The organism is Christiangramia sp. (genome assembly GCF_029937855.1).
Classification (GTDB): Bacteria; Bacteroidota; Bacteroidia; order Flavobacteriales; family Flavobacteriaceae; genus Christiangramia.
Map to the genome: position 1 here is coordinate 114,701 of NZ_JAPYPC010000008.1, position 14,449 is coordinate 129,149.

General features: G+C 36.3%; 16 protein-coding genes. 15 read left to right on the plus strand and 1 reads right to left on the minus strand.

Translation table 11 applies throughout. The annotated features are described in order from the left end of the window. The first annotated feature begins 162 nt into the window (after positions 1 to 162). Positions 163 to 1,038, plus strand: coding sequence for a succinate--CoA ligase subunit alpha (gene sucD, locus Q1K34_RS06640; RefSeq protein WP_300436167.1), 876 nt, complete (start codon positions 163 to 165; stop codon positions 1,036 to 1,038). Between the two features lie 70 nt (positions 1,039 to 1,108). Here the strand turns inward: sucD and Q1K34_RS06645 are convergent, their stop codons facing one another. Further along, positions 1,109 to 1,978 (minus strand): glycerophosphodiester phosphodiesterase family protein, encoded by an 870-nt coding sequence (locus Q1K34_RS06645; RefSeq protein ID WP_300436170.1) that lies wholly within the window; start codon positions 1,976 to 1,978, stop codon positions 1,109 to 1,111. Positions 1,979 to 2,187: 209 nt separating this feature from the next. Here Q1K34_RS06645 and fabG point away from each other — a divergent pair, with 209 nt between their 5' ends. The 14 genes from fabG to Q1K34_RS06715 all read left to right on the plus strand — a co-directional run bounded on the left by fabG (position 2,188) and on the right by Q1K34_RS06715 (position 14,397). Next, positions 2,188 to 2,934 (plus strand): 3-oxoacyl-[acyl-carrier-protein] reductase, encoded by a 747-nt coding sequence (gene fabG, locus Q1K34_RS06650; protein WP_300436173.1) that lies wholly within the window; start codon positions 2,188 to 2,190, stop codon positions 2,932 to 2,934. Between the two features lie 100 nt (positions 2,935 to 3,034). After that, positions 3,035 to 5,068, plus strand: coding sequence for a VWA domain-containing protein (locus tag Q1K34_RS06655; protein ID WP_300436175.1), 2,034 nt, complete (start codon positions 3,035 to 3,037; stop codon positions 5,066 to 5,068). A 15-nt stretch (positions 5,069 to 5,083) separates the two neighbouring features. After that, a complete protein-coding gene (locus Q1K34_RS06660; protein WP_300436178.1) occupies positions 5,084 to 5,899 on the plus strand; it encodes a prohibitin family protein in 816 nt (271 codons plus the stop codon). Between the two features lie 212 nt (positions 5,900 to 6,111). Further along, positions 6,112 to 6,975: an ATP phosphoribosyltransferase gene (gene hisG, locus Q1K34_RS06665; RefSeq protein WP_300436181.1), complete on the plus strand. Its 864-nt coding sequence runs from the start codon at positions 6,112 to 6,114 to the stop codon at positions 6,973 to 6,975. Positions 6,976 to 6,996: 21 nt separating this feature from the next. Continuing rightward, complete coding sequence (gene hisD / locus Q1K34_RS06670) at positions 6,997 to 8,280, plus strand: histidinol dehydrogenase (RefSeq protein ID WP_300436184.1); 1,284 nt, start codon at positions 6,997 to 6,999, stop codon at positions 8,278 to 8,280. After that, positions 8,281 to 9,333 (plus strand): histidinol-phosphate transaminase, encoded by a 1,053-nt coding sequence (gene hisC, locus Q1K34_RS06675; RefSeq protein ID WP_300436187.1) that lies wholly within the window; start codon positions 8,281 to 8,283, stop codon positions 9,331 to 9,333. Then, positions 9,326 to 10,465 carry a bifunctional histidinol-phosphatase/imidazoleglycerol-phosphate dehydratase HisB gene (gene hisB, locus Q1K34_RS06680; protein WP_300436190.1) on the plus strand — a complete coding sequence of 380 codons (1,140 nt, stop codon included), beginning with the start codon at positions 9,326 to 9,328 and terminating at the stop codon, positions 10,463 to 10,465. Before hisC ends, hisB begins: the two co-directional genes overlap by 8 nt. 67 nt (positions 10,466 to 10,532) lie before the next feature. After that, on the plus strand, positions 10,533 to 11,138 hold the full coding sequence (gene hisH, locus Q1K34_RS06685) for an imidazole glycerol phosphate synthase subunit HisH (protein WP_300436192.1): 606 nt from the start codon (positions 10,533 to 10,535) through the stop codon (positions 11,136 to 11,138). Between the two features lie 11 nt (positions 11,139 to 11,149). Continuing rightward, a complete protein-coding gene (locus Q1K34_RS06690) occupies positions 11,150 to 11,395 on the plus strand; it encodes a four helix bundle protein (protein ID WP_300436195.1) in 246 nt (81 codons plus the stop codon). A gap of 146 nt (positions 11,396 to 11,541) precedes the next feature. Next, on the plus strand, positions 11,542 to 12,267 hold the full coding sequence (hisA, locus tag Q1K34_RS06695; protein WP_300436197.1) for a 1-(5-phosphoribosyl)-5-[(5-phosphoribosylamino)methylideneamino]imidazole-4-carboxamide isomerase: 726 nt from the start codon (positions 11,542 to 11,544) through the stop codon (positions 12,265 to 12,267). 83 nt (positions 12,268 to 12,350) lie between these two features. Continuing rightward, the gene (locus tag Q1K34_RS06700; protein ID WP_300436199.1) at positions 12,351 to 12,551 is read left to right on the plus strand and encodes a four helix bundle protein; all 201 of its coding nucleotides are present in this window, start codon (positions 12,351 to 12,353) and stop codon (positions 12,549 to 12,551) included. A 199-nt stretch (positions 12,552 to 12,750) separates the two neighbouring features. Next, a complete protein-coding gene (gene hisF, locus Q1K34_RS06705) occupies positions 12,751 to 13,506 on the plus strand; it encodes an imidazole glycerol phosphate synthase subunit HisF (protein ID WP_300436202.1) in 756 nt (251 codons plus the stop codon). Positions 13,507 to 13,510: 4 nt separating this feature from the next. Beyond that, positions 13,511 to 14,131: a bifunctional phosphoribosyl-AMP cyclohydrolase/phosphoribosyl-ATP diphosphatase HisIE gene (gene hisIE / locus Q1K34_RS06710; RefSeq protein WP_300436204.1), complete on the plus strand. Its 621-nt coding sequence runs from the start codon at positions 13,511 to 13,513 to the stop codon at positions 14,129 to 14,131. A gap of 20 nt (positions 14,132 to 14,151) precedes the next feature. Then, a complete protein-coding gene (locus Q1K34_RS06715) occupies positions 14,152 to 14,397 on the plus strand; it encodes a hypothetical protein (RefSeq protein ID WP_300436206.1) in 246 nt (81 codons plus the stop codon). Positions 14,398 to 14,449: the final 52 nt, after the last annotated feature.

Here is a 14,449-nt window from a genome sequence, read left to right on the forward strand (position 1 = left end):
CAATCCATATATTACAAAATCCCGAATCAATTGATTCGGGATTTTTTGTTTCAGAGTAATTTTATAGGAATTTTAAGGATATTTCTGCCAATATTCTATAAAATGACTTTAGGTTTTATATTTAAAAACATACTTTTGTAATCCAAAATTCAAAAGACACTTATGAGCGTTTTAGTCAATAAAGATTCTAAAGTAATTGTGCAGGGTTTTACGGGAAGTGAAGGAACTTTCCATGCCGAGCAGATGATAGAATATGGTACCAATGTAGTTGGTGGAGTTACTCCTGGTAAAGGAGGACAGAAACATCTTAATAAGCCAGTTTTCAATACAGTTTCTGAAGCTGTGGAGCAGGTTGGGGCAGATGTATCTATCATTTTTGTGCCACCAGCATTTGCTGCTGACGCGATTATGGAAGCTGCTGATGCAGGTATTAAAGTTATTATTACGATTACTGAAGGTATCCCTGTTGCCGATATGGTAAAAGCTTCAGATTATATCAAAGATCGCGATTGTAGATTAATTGGTCCTAACTGTCCTGGTGTGATAACCCCGGGAGAAGCAAAAGTTGGTATTATGCCAGGTTTTGTTTTCAAAAAAGGTAAAGTGGGGATCGTTTCTAAATCTGGAACGCTAACTTATGAGGCTGCAGATCAGGTGGTAAAGCAGGGTCTTGGAATTACTACGGCTATAGGAATTGGCGGTGATCCAATTATTGGAACTACCACGAAAGAGGCTGTGGAATTGTTGATGAACGATGATGAAACCGAATGCATCGTTATGATAGGTGAAATTGGTGGTCAGTTAGAGGCAGATGCCGCACAGTGGGTTAAGCAGAATGGAAATAAAAAACCGGTTGTAGGGTTTATCGCTGGTGAAACTGCTCCTGCAGGTCGTACTATGGGTCATGCCGGTGCGATTGTAGGCGGAAGCGAGGATACAGCTCAGGCCAAGAAGAAAATTTTAAAGGAGAACGGTATTCATGTAGTAGATTCTCCTGCTGAAATAGGAATGAAAGTAGCTGAAGTTCTTAAAGCTTAAGAGTTTTTTCAGATTAAATATAGATCCCTCTTTTACCTGGTAAAAGAGGGATTTTTTACTTTAAATCTCTCTAATCGTGCAGGCCTTGTTTCTGTAAAAAGTCTAACAGCTCTTCTGGATAATCCGTTTGAATAATATCTACTTTTTTTATTCTTAACAATTTTTCAAAACCTGTACCATCTTCCTGTTGCATTTTATCATATTTTTTCAGGGAGTTCACCCATATATCAATCTCCTTAGTATCAAACTTTTCACTATTATATTGGCAGTAAGATCTGTTCGATAACTGAAGGATATCTATAAAGTCACATTTCATAACCTTTCTTATCTTCCGGGCACTAAAAGCAACAGGCATTATTCGTATATCTGGATTAATCTGATGCAATGAAGGAATAAGATCCAGGTTGTTCACAGTGAAAATTACAGACTCTTCCATATCATATTTTTTTACCAGCTCATAGGCTCTTTTCATAGCTTTAAGATCATCCAGTTTAAAATCTAAATTTAGAATGATCTTATTTTTAGAATATTGAAGCACTTCTTCCAGACTCGGTATTTTATAAGTAGTTTCTTTCCCTTTAAAAAGAAGAGGATAATTGTTTAATTCTTCAAATTTTAATTCTGCTACTTTATAATTCGGCTGAGTAGTGTTGGTCAATGTTTTGTCGTGCAATAAAACAGGAACTTTATCTTTTGTTTCCCTGATATCAATTTCAACAATGTCAATCCCATTTTTAATAGATTCAGCAATGGCCGGTATGGAATTGTCAGGGAACTGAGAATGTGATCCTCTGTGGGCAGCAATCAAAATTCTATCTGAAGCTTTATACAAATTACTAACCTGAAGGGATGGCTCACATTTTGATTCCGCTCTAATGAAAAATATCAGAATCAGGGAAACGATAATAGGTAAAAAGCGAGTCCTTAACATACGGTCCATAATCATCCTTTAATATATTAAATTTTATAACTGAATTTTCAGGGGATTAAGATTTATTCCAAATCTGGTTGGTATAAAATGATACTAAAAGGTATCCGCTCAATACAAAAAAGGAAGAAATAAGAGGAATTCCAATCTTCAAGAGAATAATATTCAATCCAAAATAGCTTTTGTTATATTTGACAATTCAATTAACAAGATCAATTAATATGAAATTATTAGAAGGAAAAAATGCTATAATTACAGGCGGCAGCCGTGGAATTGGGAAGGGAATTGCCGAAGTTTTTGCTAAACATGGTGCAAACGTCGCTTTTACTTATAATTCATCCTCTCAATCTGCAGAAGAACTTGCAAAAGAACTGGAATCTTTGGGTGTTAAAGCAAAGGCTTATCAGTCTAACGCTGCAAGTTTTAAAGAATCACAGGAATTGGTAGACAATGTGGTTGAAGATTTTGGATCTATCGATATTGTTATAAACAATGCCGGCATCACTAAAGACAACCTTCTTATGAGGATGAGTGAGGAAGATTTTGATAGGGTGATTGAAGTGAACCTAAAATCTATTTTTAATATGACCAAAGCTGTGCAGCGAACCATGCTAAAACAACGTAGCGGAAGTATCATCAACATGAGTTCGGTGGTTGGTGTTACTGGTAATGCGGGCCAGGCTAACTATGCAGCATCAAAAGCCGGTATTATTGGTTTTTCTAAATCTATGGCTCAGGAACTTGGCTCCCGTAATATTAGAACCAACGTGATCGCCCCCGGATTTATAGAAACTGAAATGACCGAGAAACTGGATGAAAAAACGGTACAGGGTTGGAGAGATGCTATTCCATTGAAAAGAGGAGGAAAGCCAGAAGATATAGCAAATGCATGTGTCTATCTTGGCAGTGATCTGAGTTCCTATGTTACCGGGCAAATAATACATGTAGATGGTGGGATGCACACCTAGAAATGAGATTTAAGAAGCCTGAAGTTAGAGTACCTTTAAAGAATTATGATTTTGATTAACTTAGAACTTTAAGCTTAAAGGCTTATAACTTCAAACTTTAATGACAATAAGCGTGATTTTATATATAACCCTGGCACTTTTAATAGCGCTGGGGTTTGCTTTTTTCCAGTATTTGTACAGAAGGAAAAATCTTGCCCGCAAGGATTATTTGTTTTTTGGCCTCCGGACACTGGCAGTTTTTTTAGTTCTTTTAATTCTTATAAATCCGAAAATTACTTCTGTGGAATACGAGCTGGAAAAACCGGAGCTCATAATTTTAGCGGATAATTCCCAGTCTATTTCTCATTTAGATCAAAATCAGAATATCTCCAATATTTCTAAAAATTTAGCTGAAAACGCTAAGATTAAGGAAATTTTTCAGGTGAATAGCTTTCAGTTTGGGGAGCAGATAGATATTACTGATAGTCTTGATTTTACTGCTAATCAAAGCAACATTTATAATGCACTTTCAGAATCTGAAAAGATATTTTCAGAAAAGCGTTCGGCCATAGTTATGCTAACCGATGGTAATCAAAACCTTGGAAGGGATTACAAATATTTTAAATCCAGCCAAAATACATCCGTTTTTCCAGTTATTTTGGGAGATACTACAACTCATACAGATCTAAGTATCGAGAGAATCAATTCTAATAGATATGCTTTTCTGAATAATAGGTTTCCAGTAGAAGCATTTTTAAACTATACTGGAAATGAAAATATCACTGCTACTGTCAGGATTAAAAATAATGGCACAGTGGTGCATACTGAGAAGATCCAGTTTTCAAAAGATAATAGATCACAAATTCTGCGCACCGATCTTCCGGCTAATTCTGTTGGAGTAAAGACTTATAGTTTAGAGATCGATTTTTTGGAAAACGAAAAAAATAAAATTAACAATCTGCAGGATTTCGCGGTAGAAGTAATTGATGAACAGACTTCGGTTTTGATAGTTTCAGATATTTCCCATCCAGATCTTGGTGCCCTTCAGAAATCCATTGAAAGTAATCAGCAGCGGTCTGTAGATATCAAATATTTAAACGAAGTAAAATCGCAGTTATCAAATTATCAATTGGTTATACTGTATCAAGTAAATAATAAGTTTAATTCGTTATTCACTGAGGTTTTAGATAAAAAAATAAATTATCTCGTTGTCACCGGCAGTCAAACCGATTGGAATTACCTCAGTAATTTAAAACTTGGTATTTCTAAAAACTCCGTAAATCAGCCTCAGGAATTTTTTCCGGTGTATAACGAAACATTTGGTTCTTTTCAATTTGAGGATATTGGTTTTAATGATTTTCCACCACTGATAGATAAATTTGGTTCGATGGAATTTGAAGAAACAAAATTTCATGTGATGTTGTTTCAGGAGATTGAAGGAGTTGAAACTGAAGATCCTTTAATTGCTGTTTCTCAAAATTCCCCAAAGTCAGGGTTTATTTTAGGTGAAAATATTTGGAGGTGGAGAGCGAAATCTTATTTAGATCATAAATCTTTTCAAAAATTTGATGATTTTCTGGGTAAGTTAATTCAGAATCTGGCGAAGAATAGCCCACGCCAAAGGTTAACGATAGATTCAGAAAATCTCTATTATTCCAATGAAAATGTTGTTATATCTGCGCAGTATTTAGATGAAAACTATCAGTTTGATGCTGGAGCCAGTTTAAAAATAACAATGAAAAATGAGGTAAGAGATACTTCTTTTACTTCAGATATGATTCTGAAGAATAATTTTTACCAGTTCGGTGCAGTAGACCTGCCTTCGGGAGAATATTCTTATAACGTCAAAGTTTCAGGCAGAAATCTGGCAAAATCAGGAAATTTTAAAGTGGTTGATTTTAGTACAGAGCAACAGTTCATTACAGCTAATTTATCTGATATGAAGACTTTTGCCGAAAATAATGGAAGTGCGCTGTATTATGAAGATCAAATGGAGCAATTGGTAAATGCTTTGGTTTCCAGTGATAAATTTAAACCAGTTCAAAAAAGCCAACAAAAAAGGCTACCTTTGATAGACTGGTATTACCTGCTTTTTATTCTGGTTATTGTCCTTGCCGCCGAGTGGTTTTACCGAAAATATGTAGGACTAATTTAAATCTCAAATTTATATATGGAAAGATTACCGAAGATTGCAGTGCCTCTTTTTATTGGTATTGTTATTTTAATCATTATTATAGCTAAATCTACTGTAACTATAGACTCTGGAGAAGCCGGGGTATTATACCGGACTTTTGGAGGTGGTGTGGTAACAGACAGCCCTCCGTTATCTGAAGGATTTCATTTTGTAGCTCCCTGGAACAAAGTTTTTGTATATGAAGTACGACAACAATCCATAGACGAAGAAATGACGGTGCTTTCTTCAAACGGTTTAGAAATATCTTTAGATGCTTCAGTATGGTTTCAACCGGAATATGAAGTTTTAGGGAAGCTCCATCAGGAAAAAGGGGAAGCTTATATTCAGCGGTTGCTTCAGCCGGCAATTCGTTCAGCTACCAGGGCAGTAGTAGGGCGTTACAATCCGGAGCAATTATATGCAAGTAAAAGGGAAGCGATTCAACAGGAAATTTTTGATGAGACAAATTTACTGCTAGATGAACAATATGTTCAGGTTAATGAAGTGTTGGTAAGAGATGTGTCCCTTCCTTCAACAATCAAAGAGGCTATTGAAAGAAAACTTAGGCAGGAGCAGGAATCTTTGGAATATGAGTACAGGTTAACAAAAGCAGAGCAGGAAGCAGAGCGTCAACGTATCGATGCTGAAGGTAAGGCAAGAGCGAATAGAATATTAAGTGAATCCCTGACTGAAAAAGTTCTGAAAGAAAAAGGAATTCAGGCAACCCTGGAATTGGCAAAATCGCCTAATTCTAAAGTAGTTGTAATAGGTTCTGGCGATGGAGGAATGCCTCTAATTTTAGGAAACAATTAAAAATTATTCTTAAAATATAAATTTCAGGTTTTATTTCTGAAATTTTTAATTAGCTTTGGCCTCACAATGAAAAATTACACAGTACATCATCATCATTTTTTTATCCACGCTCAGGCGAGGTGATATGATATGTTGTAACTTTAACTAAATATCATAACCCGTTTGAGCAATCAAACGGGTTTTTTTATTTCTAATAGTAGCCAATTAATATTATGAGTACAGAAAAATTAAGAATTGCAGTTCAAAAATCAGGTCGTTTATTCGAGGATTCCATCAGGATTCTAAAAGATGCTGGTATCTCTATAGATAATGGAAAGGAGCAATTGAAGGCATCTTCAAGAAATTTCCCGCTGGAAGTCATGTATCTTCGAAACGGTGATATACCTCAGTATTTACGGGATGGAGTGGTAGATGTTGCCATAATAGGAGAAAATGTATTAATCGAAAAAGGCCAGGACATTATTCGGGGAGAAAAACTGGGTTTTTCTAAATGCCGTGTTTCCCTGGCCGTTCCTAAATCTTTTAATTATACGAATATCCAGGATTTAGATGGTTTAAAGATCGCGACCTCATATCCCAATACAGTAAATGAATTTTTAAAGGAAAAAGGAATTTCAGCAGACCTTCATATCATTAATGGTTCGGTGGAGATTGCCCCAAATATTGGCCTGGCAGATGCGATTTGCGATATTGTTTCCAGTGGTAGTACTTTGTTTAAAAATGGTTTAAAAGAAGCGGAAGTAATGTTGAAGAGCGAAGCGGTATTAGCTATCTCTCCGCAGATTTCAGAAGGACGGAAACAAATTCTGGAGAAATTACAGTTTAGGATGAAATCTGTTTTAAATGCCAGAACTTCTAAATATATTTTGATGAATGTTCCGAATGAAAAACTTGAGGAGGTAATTACACTATTACCGGGTATGAGAAGTCCTACGGTTTTGCCTCTTGCCGAAGAAGGATGGAGTTCGGTGCATACTGTTATAAGCGAGGAGCGTTTTTGGGAAGTATTGGATGAGTTAAGAAATTTCGGGGCAGAAGGGATCCTGGTATCCTCTATTGAAAAAATGGTAATATAATAATTACTGAATATTAAGATTATGAATAAAATAGTAAATCCCGAAAAGAAAGATTGGCCAGAAATTCTAAAAAGGCCTACTCAAACAGTGGCGGATATTGAGCAAACCGTGAACCAGATCTTCGATGAAATTCGTGTAAAAGGGAATGCTGCAGTTGCTAAATATACCGAGCTTTTCGACGGAATTAAACTAGAAGATCTCCAGGTTTCTGAAACTGAGGTTCAGAATGCAGCAAAAAAAATTTCCGAAGAATTGAAAGCTGCTATTACGCTGGCGAAATCTAATATTGAAAAATTCCACGCAGCTCAAAAAACTGAAAAAGTAAGCGTAGAAACTACTAATGGAGTAAAATGCTGGCAGGAAAAGAAAGCGATCCAAAAAGTTGGTCTTTATATTCCCGGCGGAACAGCGCCTTTGTTTTCTTCAATTTTGATGCTGGCTATTCCGGCCAGGCTTGCAGGTTGTAAGGAGATTATTTTATGTACTCCGCCAGACAAACAGGGAAATGTAAATTCGGCAATTCTATATGCAGCTGAACTTTGCGGGGTAACTCAGATTTTTAAAATTGGCGGAATTCAGGCTATTGGTGCAATGACTTTTGGAACCGAGAATGTACCTCAGGTGTATAAGATCTTTGGTCCGGGGAATCAATTTGTGACTGTGGCCAAGCAGTTGGCTACAAAATACCAGGTGGCGATAGATATGCCTGCCGGGCCTTCGGAATTACTTGTGTTTGCAGACGATACTGCTAATGCGGCTTTTGTGGCTTCAGATTTGTTGAGCCAGGCAGAGCATGGCACAGACAGTCAGGTAATCATGGTTTCAACTTCAGAAAAATTGATCAATTTAGTTTCAGATGAGATCGAAGCACAACTAAATAAGTTACCTAGAAAAGCCATTGCAGATAAGGCTATTGAGAATTCCCGTCTTATTCTGGTAAATTCAAAAGAAGAAGCTCTGGAGCTAATTAATGAATATGGCCCTGAGCATTTTATTATTTGTTCTGAAAATGAAGATTATTTTGTTCAGGGAGTTATAAATGCCGGGTCGGTTTTTATTGGAAACTACACTCCGGAAAGTGCTGGTGATTATGCTTCCGGAACTAATCACACACTGCCAACAAACGGTTATGCGAAACAATATAGTGGTGTGAACCTGGATAGTTTTATGAAGACGATCACTTTTCAGAAGATAAGCGAACAGGGAATTAAAGAAATAGGGCCATCTATAGAACTACTGGCCGAAGCTGAAGGTTTACGGGCACACAAAAATGCGGTAAGCTTAAGATTAAAGGATTTAAACTAAATGAAAGAATTCAATTTAAACGATCTGGTAAGGCCAAACGTGGCGGTATTAAAGCCTTATTCTTCTGCAAGGGATGAGTTTAAAACTCAGGGCGAAGAGATGACTTTTTTAGATGCTAACGAGAATCCTAACGATAATGGACTTAATCGGTACCCGGATCCGCAACAGACTGATGTAAAAGAAAAGCTTTCTGAAATTAAAAATATAGCTACAGAAAATATTCTTTTGGGAAATGGGAGCGATGAAGTGCTGGACCTTATTTTCAGGGCATTTTGCGAACCGGGAAATGATAACGTTATTTCACTTCCGCCAACTTACGGAATGTATAAAGTCCTGGCTGATATTAATAATATTGAAAACAGGGAAGTACTTTTAAACCACGATTTTGAACCTGATGTTACGGCCATCCTAAATGAAGTTGATTCTAAGACTAAAATCATCTTTCTTTGTTCACCTAATAATCCTTCAGGGAATTCTTTTGAAGATAGTAAGGTTGAAGCCATATTGAAAAATTTTAACGGACTTGTAGTGATCGATGAGGCTTATATAGATTTTTCAGAAAAGGATAGCTGGATAAAAAAGATCGGAAATTATCCCAATCTTATTATTACCCAGACTTTTTCAAAAGCATTTGGAAAGGCAGGGATCAGGCTGGGAATTCTTTATGCTTCAGAAAAAATTATTTCAGTGCTTAATAAAATAAAGCCACCTTATAATGTAAATCAACTTACTCAAAAGGAAGCGATTCAGGCATTACTTGAAGTAGATGCAATTAAATCGCAAGTGTTTGATATTAAGAGTGAGAGGGATAGTTTGGTTAAACAATTACTGGAAGTAAAGTTTGTTTCTAAAATCTATAGATCTGATGCTAATTTCCTTCTCCTGGAAGTAGATGATGCCAATAAACGATATGATCAATTTATTGAAAAAGGCATTGTACTCAGAAATAGAAGCAATCAGGCCCTTTGTGAAAATTGCCTTAGAATTACTATTGGAACCAAAGAAGAAAATATAAAACTTATCAAAGCATTTAAAGAATTAGATAATGAATAAAGTATTATTTATAGATCGTGACGGCACTTTAATTCATGAACCGGGAGATTATCAGATAGATAGCCTGGATAAACTTGAATTTTACCCCGAGGTGTTTACTTATCTGGCTAAAATTTCCAGAGAATTGGATTATGAGCTTGTGATGGTAACAAACCAGGATGGTCTTGGAACCGATAGTTTTCCAGAAACAGATTTCTGGCCTATACAGAATTTCATTATCAAAACCTTTAAGAATGAAGGTGTTGAATTCAGTGAAGTATTAATCGACAGAACATTTGCAAAAGATAATGCTCCTACCAGAAAACCAAATACGGGGCTGTTAGAAGAAAACTTCCTAAGTAACCAGGAATACGATCTGAAAAATTCTTTTATGGTGGGAGATCGCCTTACAGATGTAGAATTTGCGGTTAATTTTGGCGGAAAAGGTATTTTTATAGACACGCACGCTGAACTTGGGGCAGATGAAGTTAATAATGATAAAACTGAAATAGAGAATAGCATCGCGCTTAGAACCAGTAGTTGGAAAGAAATTTATGAGTTTTTAAAACTACAGGACAGAACGGCTTCTATAGAACGCAAGACCAATGAAACCGATATAAAAATTGAATTGAACCTTGACGGAACAGGAAAAAGCGATATCAGTACCGGTTTAGACTTTTTTGATCATATGTTAGATCAATTGGCCAGACACGGCCAAATGGATCTTAAAATTCAGGTAAAAGGTGATTTAGAAGTTGACGAACACCATACCATTGAAGATACCGCCATTGCCCTCGGAGAAGTTTTCAATAAAACACTTGGAAATAAACTTGGTATAGAAAGATATGGCTTTTGTTTACCTATGGACGATTGTTTGGCTCAGGCTGCCATTGATTTTGGTGGAAGGAACTGGCTCGTGTGGGACGCAGATTTCAATAGAGAAATGATTGGAAAGATGCCTACAGAAATGTTTTATCATTTCTTCAAATCATTTACAGATGGAGCTAAAGCGAACCTGAATATTAAAGCGGAAGGTAAAAATGAGCATCACAAGATCGAAGCTATCTTTAAGTCTTTTGCGAAAGCTATTAAAATGGCTGTAAAACGGGATACTGAAAAAATGATTTTACCATCTACAAAAGGAATGCTATAGAGAAGTAAGATTTTAGAAATGAGAAGTTAGCGTCATTTTTAAAAATCACTCTCTTATATGATTGATCATGAAAGAAAATCAAAAAATTGTTATTATAGATTACGGTGCCGGAAATATTCAGAGTATAAAATTTGCTGTTCAACGACTTGGTTTTGAAGCGAAGTTAAGTAGCAACGCTGAAGAAATCAGGAATGCTGATAAGGTAATCTTTCCCGGAGTGGGAGAGGCGGGCAGCGCTATGAAAATGCTCAGGTCTACTGGTTTGGATAAAGTAATTCCAGAACTTACCCAACCGGTATTGGGAATATGTCTTGGCATGCAATTGATGTGCAATTCTTCTGAAGAAGGAGATACCACCGGTCTTGGTATTTTTAATGCCGATGTAAAAAAGTTCAATAACGGTGTGAAAGTACCTCAAATTGGCTGGAATCAAATTACTAATTTAGAATCGCCGCTTTTCAATACCATCGAAGAAGGTGAATATGTGTATTTAGTGCATAGCTATTATGTTCCCGAATGTACCGATGAAATTGCCAGAACCGAGTATGGAGTGAATTATTCCACAGCTTTGCACAGGAATAACTTCTATGGGGTACAGTTTCATCCGGAGAAAAGTAGTAAAACCGGGGAACAGATTTTGAAAAATTTTTTGAATTTAGAATTAAGAAGTTAGAATTACGATCTATGTTAAAGCTGAAAGATAGCAGTAAACAATTCGCTATTCACTGTTGGAAATTTTGTTCCGGAATTCCACATTCTCGAGAATATAATGCATATGCGAATCAGCTTATTAGGTCTTCGAGTTCAGTTGGAGATAGTTATCGTGCGGCACAAAGAGCAAAATCAAGTGCAGATTTTTTAAATAAATTAAAAATTGTAGAAGAAGAGGCAGACGAAAGTATGTATTTCCTGGAACTATTGAAGTGTTAGATTGGGATACTGAAATAGCTAAGATTTTACATGCTGAATGCAATGAGATTATTTCAATTGTGGTTGCTTCAATTAAATTACACGAAAAAAAATAAACAAATGAGAATAGATACTTCGTACATCCAACTTGTAAAATCTAATTTTAAATGCGTATAATACCAGCAATAGATATTATAGAAGGCAAATGTGTAAGGCTTTCCAAGGGTGATTATAATACCAAGAAAATTTATAATGAAGATCCATTAGAAGTTGCGAAATCATTCGAAGCTCACGGTATCGAATATTTGCATTTGGTAGATTTGGACGGAGCAAAATCTAAACACATTGTAAATCATAAGATCCTTGAAACAATCGCTACTAAAACAAACCTGAAAGTTGATTTTGGCGGCGGACTCAAAACAGATAGGGATTTACAGATCGCATTTGAAAGTGGCGCAAACCAGATCACCGGTGGAAGTGTTGCCGTTAAAGATCCTGAAATTTTTCAAAACTGGCTTCAGAAGTTCGGTAATGAAAAGATCATTCTGGGTGCTGACGCTATGAATAGGAAGATTGCTATTTCCGGTTGGCTGGAAGATTCAGATAAAGACATCATTCCATTTATTCAAAACCATGAGGATAAGGGAGTGAAATATGTTATTTGTACAGATATTTCTAAAGATGGAATGTTGGAAGGTCCGTCCTTTGAACTTTATGAAGAAATTTTATCGGAAACAAAGAACATTCATTTAATTGCTTCCGGCGGTATTTCAAAATTTGATGAATTACCGAAACTGGCAGAATTAGGCTGCGAAGGAGTGATTATTGGAAAGGCCATCTATGAAAACCGGATTAGCTTAAGACAGCTGGAAAACTATATTTCGGAATATTGAACGACGAATGATGAAGGACGAGTGAAGAATGTAGATTTATCGGTATTTAGGTCTCGTGATGAATTAGAATTAAAAAAACAGCGATGCAGGATTTGAAAAATAAAACTAAGGTGTTTGCTTTAAATTGCTGGATTCTTTGCAAATCTATCCCAAAAACGAGGGAATATGATGCCGTTGTAAGACAGCTTATACGATCTTCGACATCAGTTGCAGCGAATTATCGCTCTGGAAATCGGGCAAAATCTGACAGGGATTTTATAAATAAAATGAAAATAAGCCGATGAGTCTCAGTTTTGGTTAGAGTTTCTTTTAGAAATATTAGATAATAAAGACCATAACATTAAAGAATTGATTCAAGAAGCTAATGAACTCGATGCGATTACTGTCGCTTCCATCAAAACTGTAAGAGGACGAATTAAGTAATAAAGCAAGAATAAAAAATTATATTTCGGCGCTCGTCGTTCGAAATTCAAAATTTGATAAATGTTAACAAAAAGAATCATACCCTGCCTCGATATTAAAAATGGCAGAACTGTAAAAGGCGTAAATTTTATAGACCTTAGAGATGCGGGAGATCCTGTGGAACTAGCTGCAGCCTATGCCGAGAAAGGTGCAGATGAACTGGTTTTTCTGGATATTTCGGCAACTGAAGAGAAGCGGAAAACACTGGCGAAACTGGTGCTGGATGTGGCAGAACAACTGAATATTCCCTTTACCGTTGGTGGTGGAATTTCTTCCGTGGAAGATGTAGATATTCTTCTGAAAAATGGTGCCGACAAAGTTTCGATCAATTCTTCCGCAGTAAAAAGGCCGGAACTAATTAATGAACTTTCAGAAAAGTTCGGGAGCCAGTGTGTAGTAGTGGCGATTGATGCCAAGAATATTGATGGAAAATGGAAAGTTCACCTGGTAGGTGGAAAAGTTCCTACAGATCTTGACTTATTCGATTGGGCTAAAGAGGTGGAACAACGAGGGGCCGGAGAGATCCTTTTTACTTCGATGGATCATGATGGTACCAAAAATGGTTTTGCAGATGAAGCACTGGCAAGATTATCTGAAGAATTGAATATTCCAATCATTGCCTCTGGAGGAGCGGGTAATATTCAGCATTTCCAGAATACTTTCCAAATAGGGAAAGCAGATGCTGCCCTGGCTGCGAGTGTTTTTCATTTTAAAGAGATAGAAATTTCAGATCTAAAAACTCAACTAAAATCAGCCGGAATTCCGGTAAGAATATAAAATCATGAATATAGATTTCAATAAAAATCAAGACGGATTAGTTCCCGCCATTATCCAGGATTCGAAAACGAGAAAAGTTCTAATGCTTGGTTATATGAACGAGGAAGCTTTTCTGAAGACCAATGAGACTAAAAAAGTTACATTTTTCAGCAGAACCAAGGAGCGTTTATGGACGAAAGGAGAAGAAAGTGGAAATTTTCTGAACCTCGTAAATATCAAGCTGGACTGCGATAATGATACTTTGTTAGTGGAAGTGAATCCCGAAGGTCCGGTTTGTCATAAAGGTACCGACACTTGTTGGGCAGAAGAGAATACAGTGGATTATGGTTTTTTATCTAAACTGGAAGGAATTATCGCCAGTCGCCAAAAGCTAAGTGAGACGGAGCCCGAATTAAGAAAGGAAAACGACAATAGCTACGTAGTTTCACTTTTTGATAAAGGTATAAATAAGATTGCTCAGAAAGTCGGTGAGGAGGCCGTAGAAACGGTTATTGAAGCTAAAGACAACAATGACGATCTTTTCCTGAATGAGAGTGCCGATTTGCTTTTTCACTATATGATTCTTTTAAAAGCAAAAGGTTTTGGATTGAAGGATATAGTAAAGGTTCTTGAAGAAAGACACTAAGTTAAAATCTTCCGTTTTTTATGCGTCGAATAAAGATCATTAGAAAAAAAGAGAACTTCAATAGAAATATAGATTACAAGATATTTGTAGATGGTCAAAAGATCACCAGCTTGAAATATGCTGAAGTAAAAACCCTGGAATTTAATGAGGAAACCCAATTTTTACAAGTGAAGATGGTATCAGGTTCCAGTGAGAAACTGGCTATTGATAAATTGGATTCAAATCAAATTATTGAAGTTTCCGGAAGCACTTTTAAAAATAAATAGACACTATCCCGCAAAGTGTGTAAAGTTTAAATAACAGGGGTTGGACTTATTT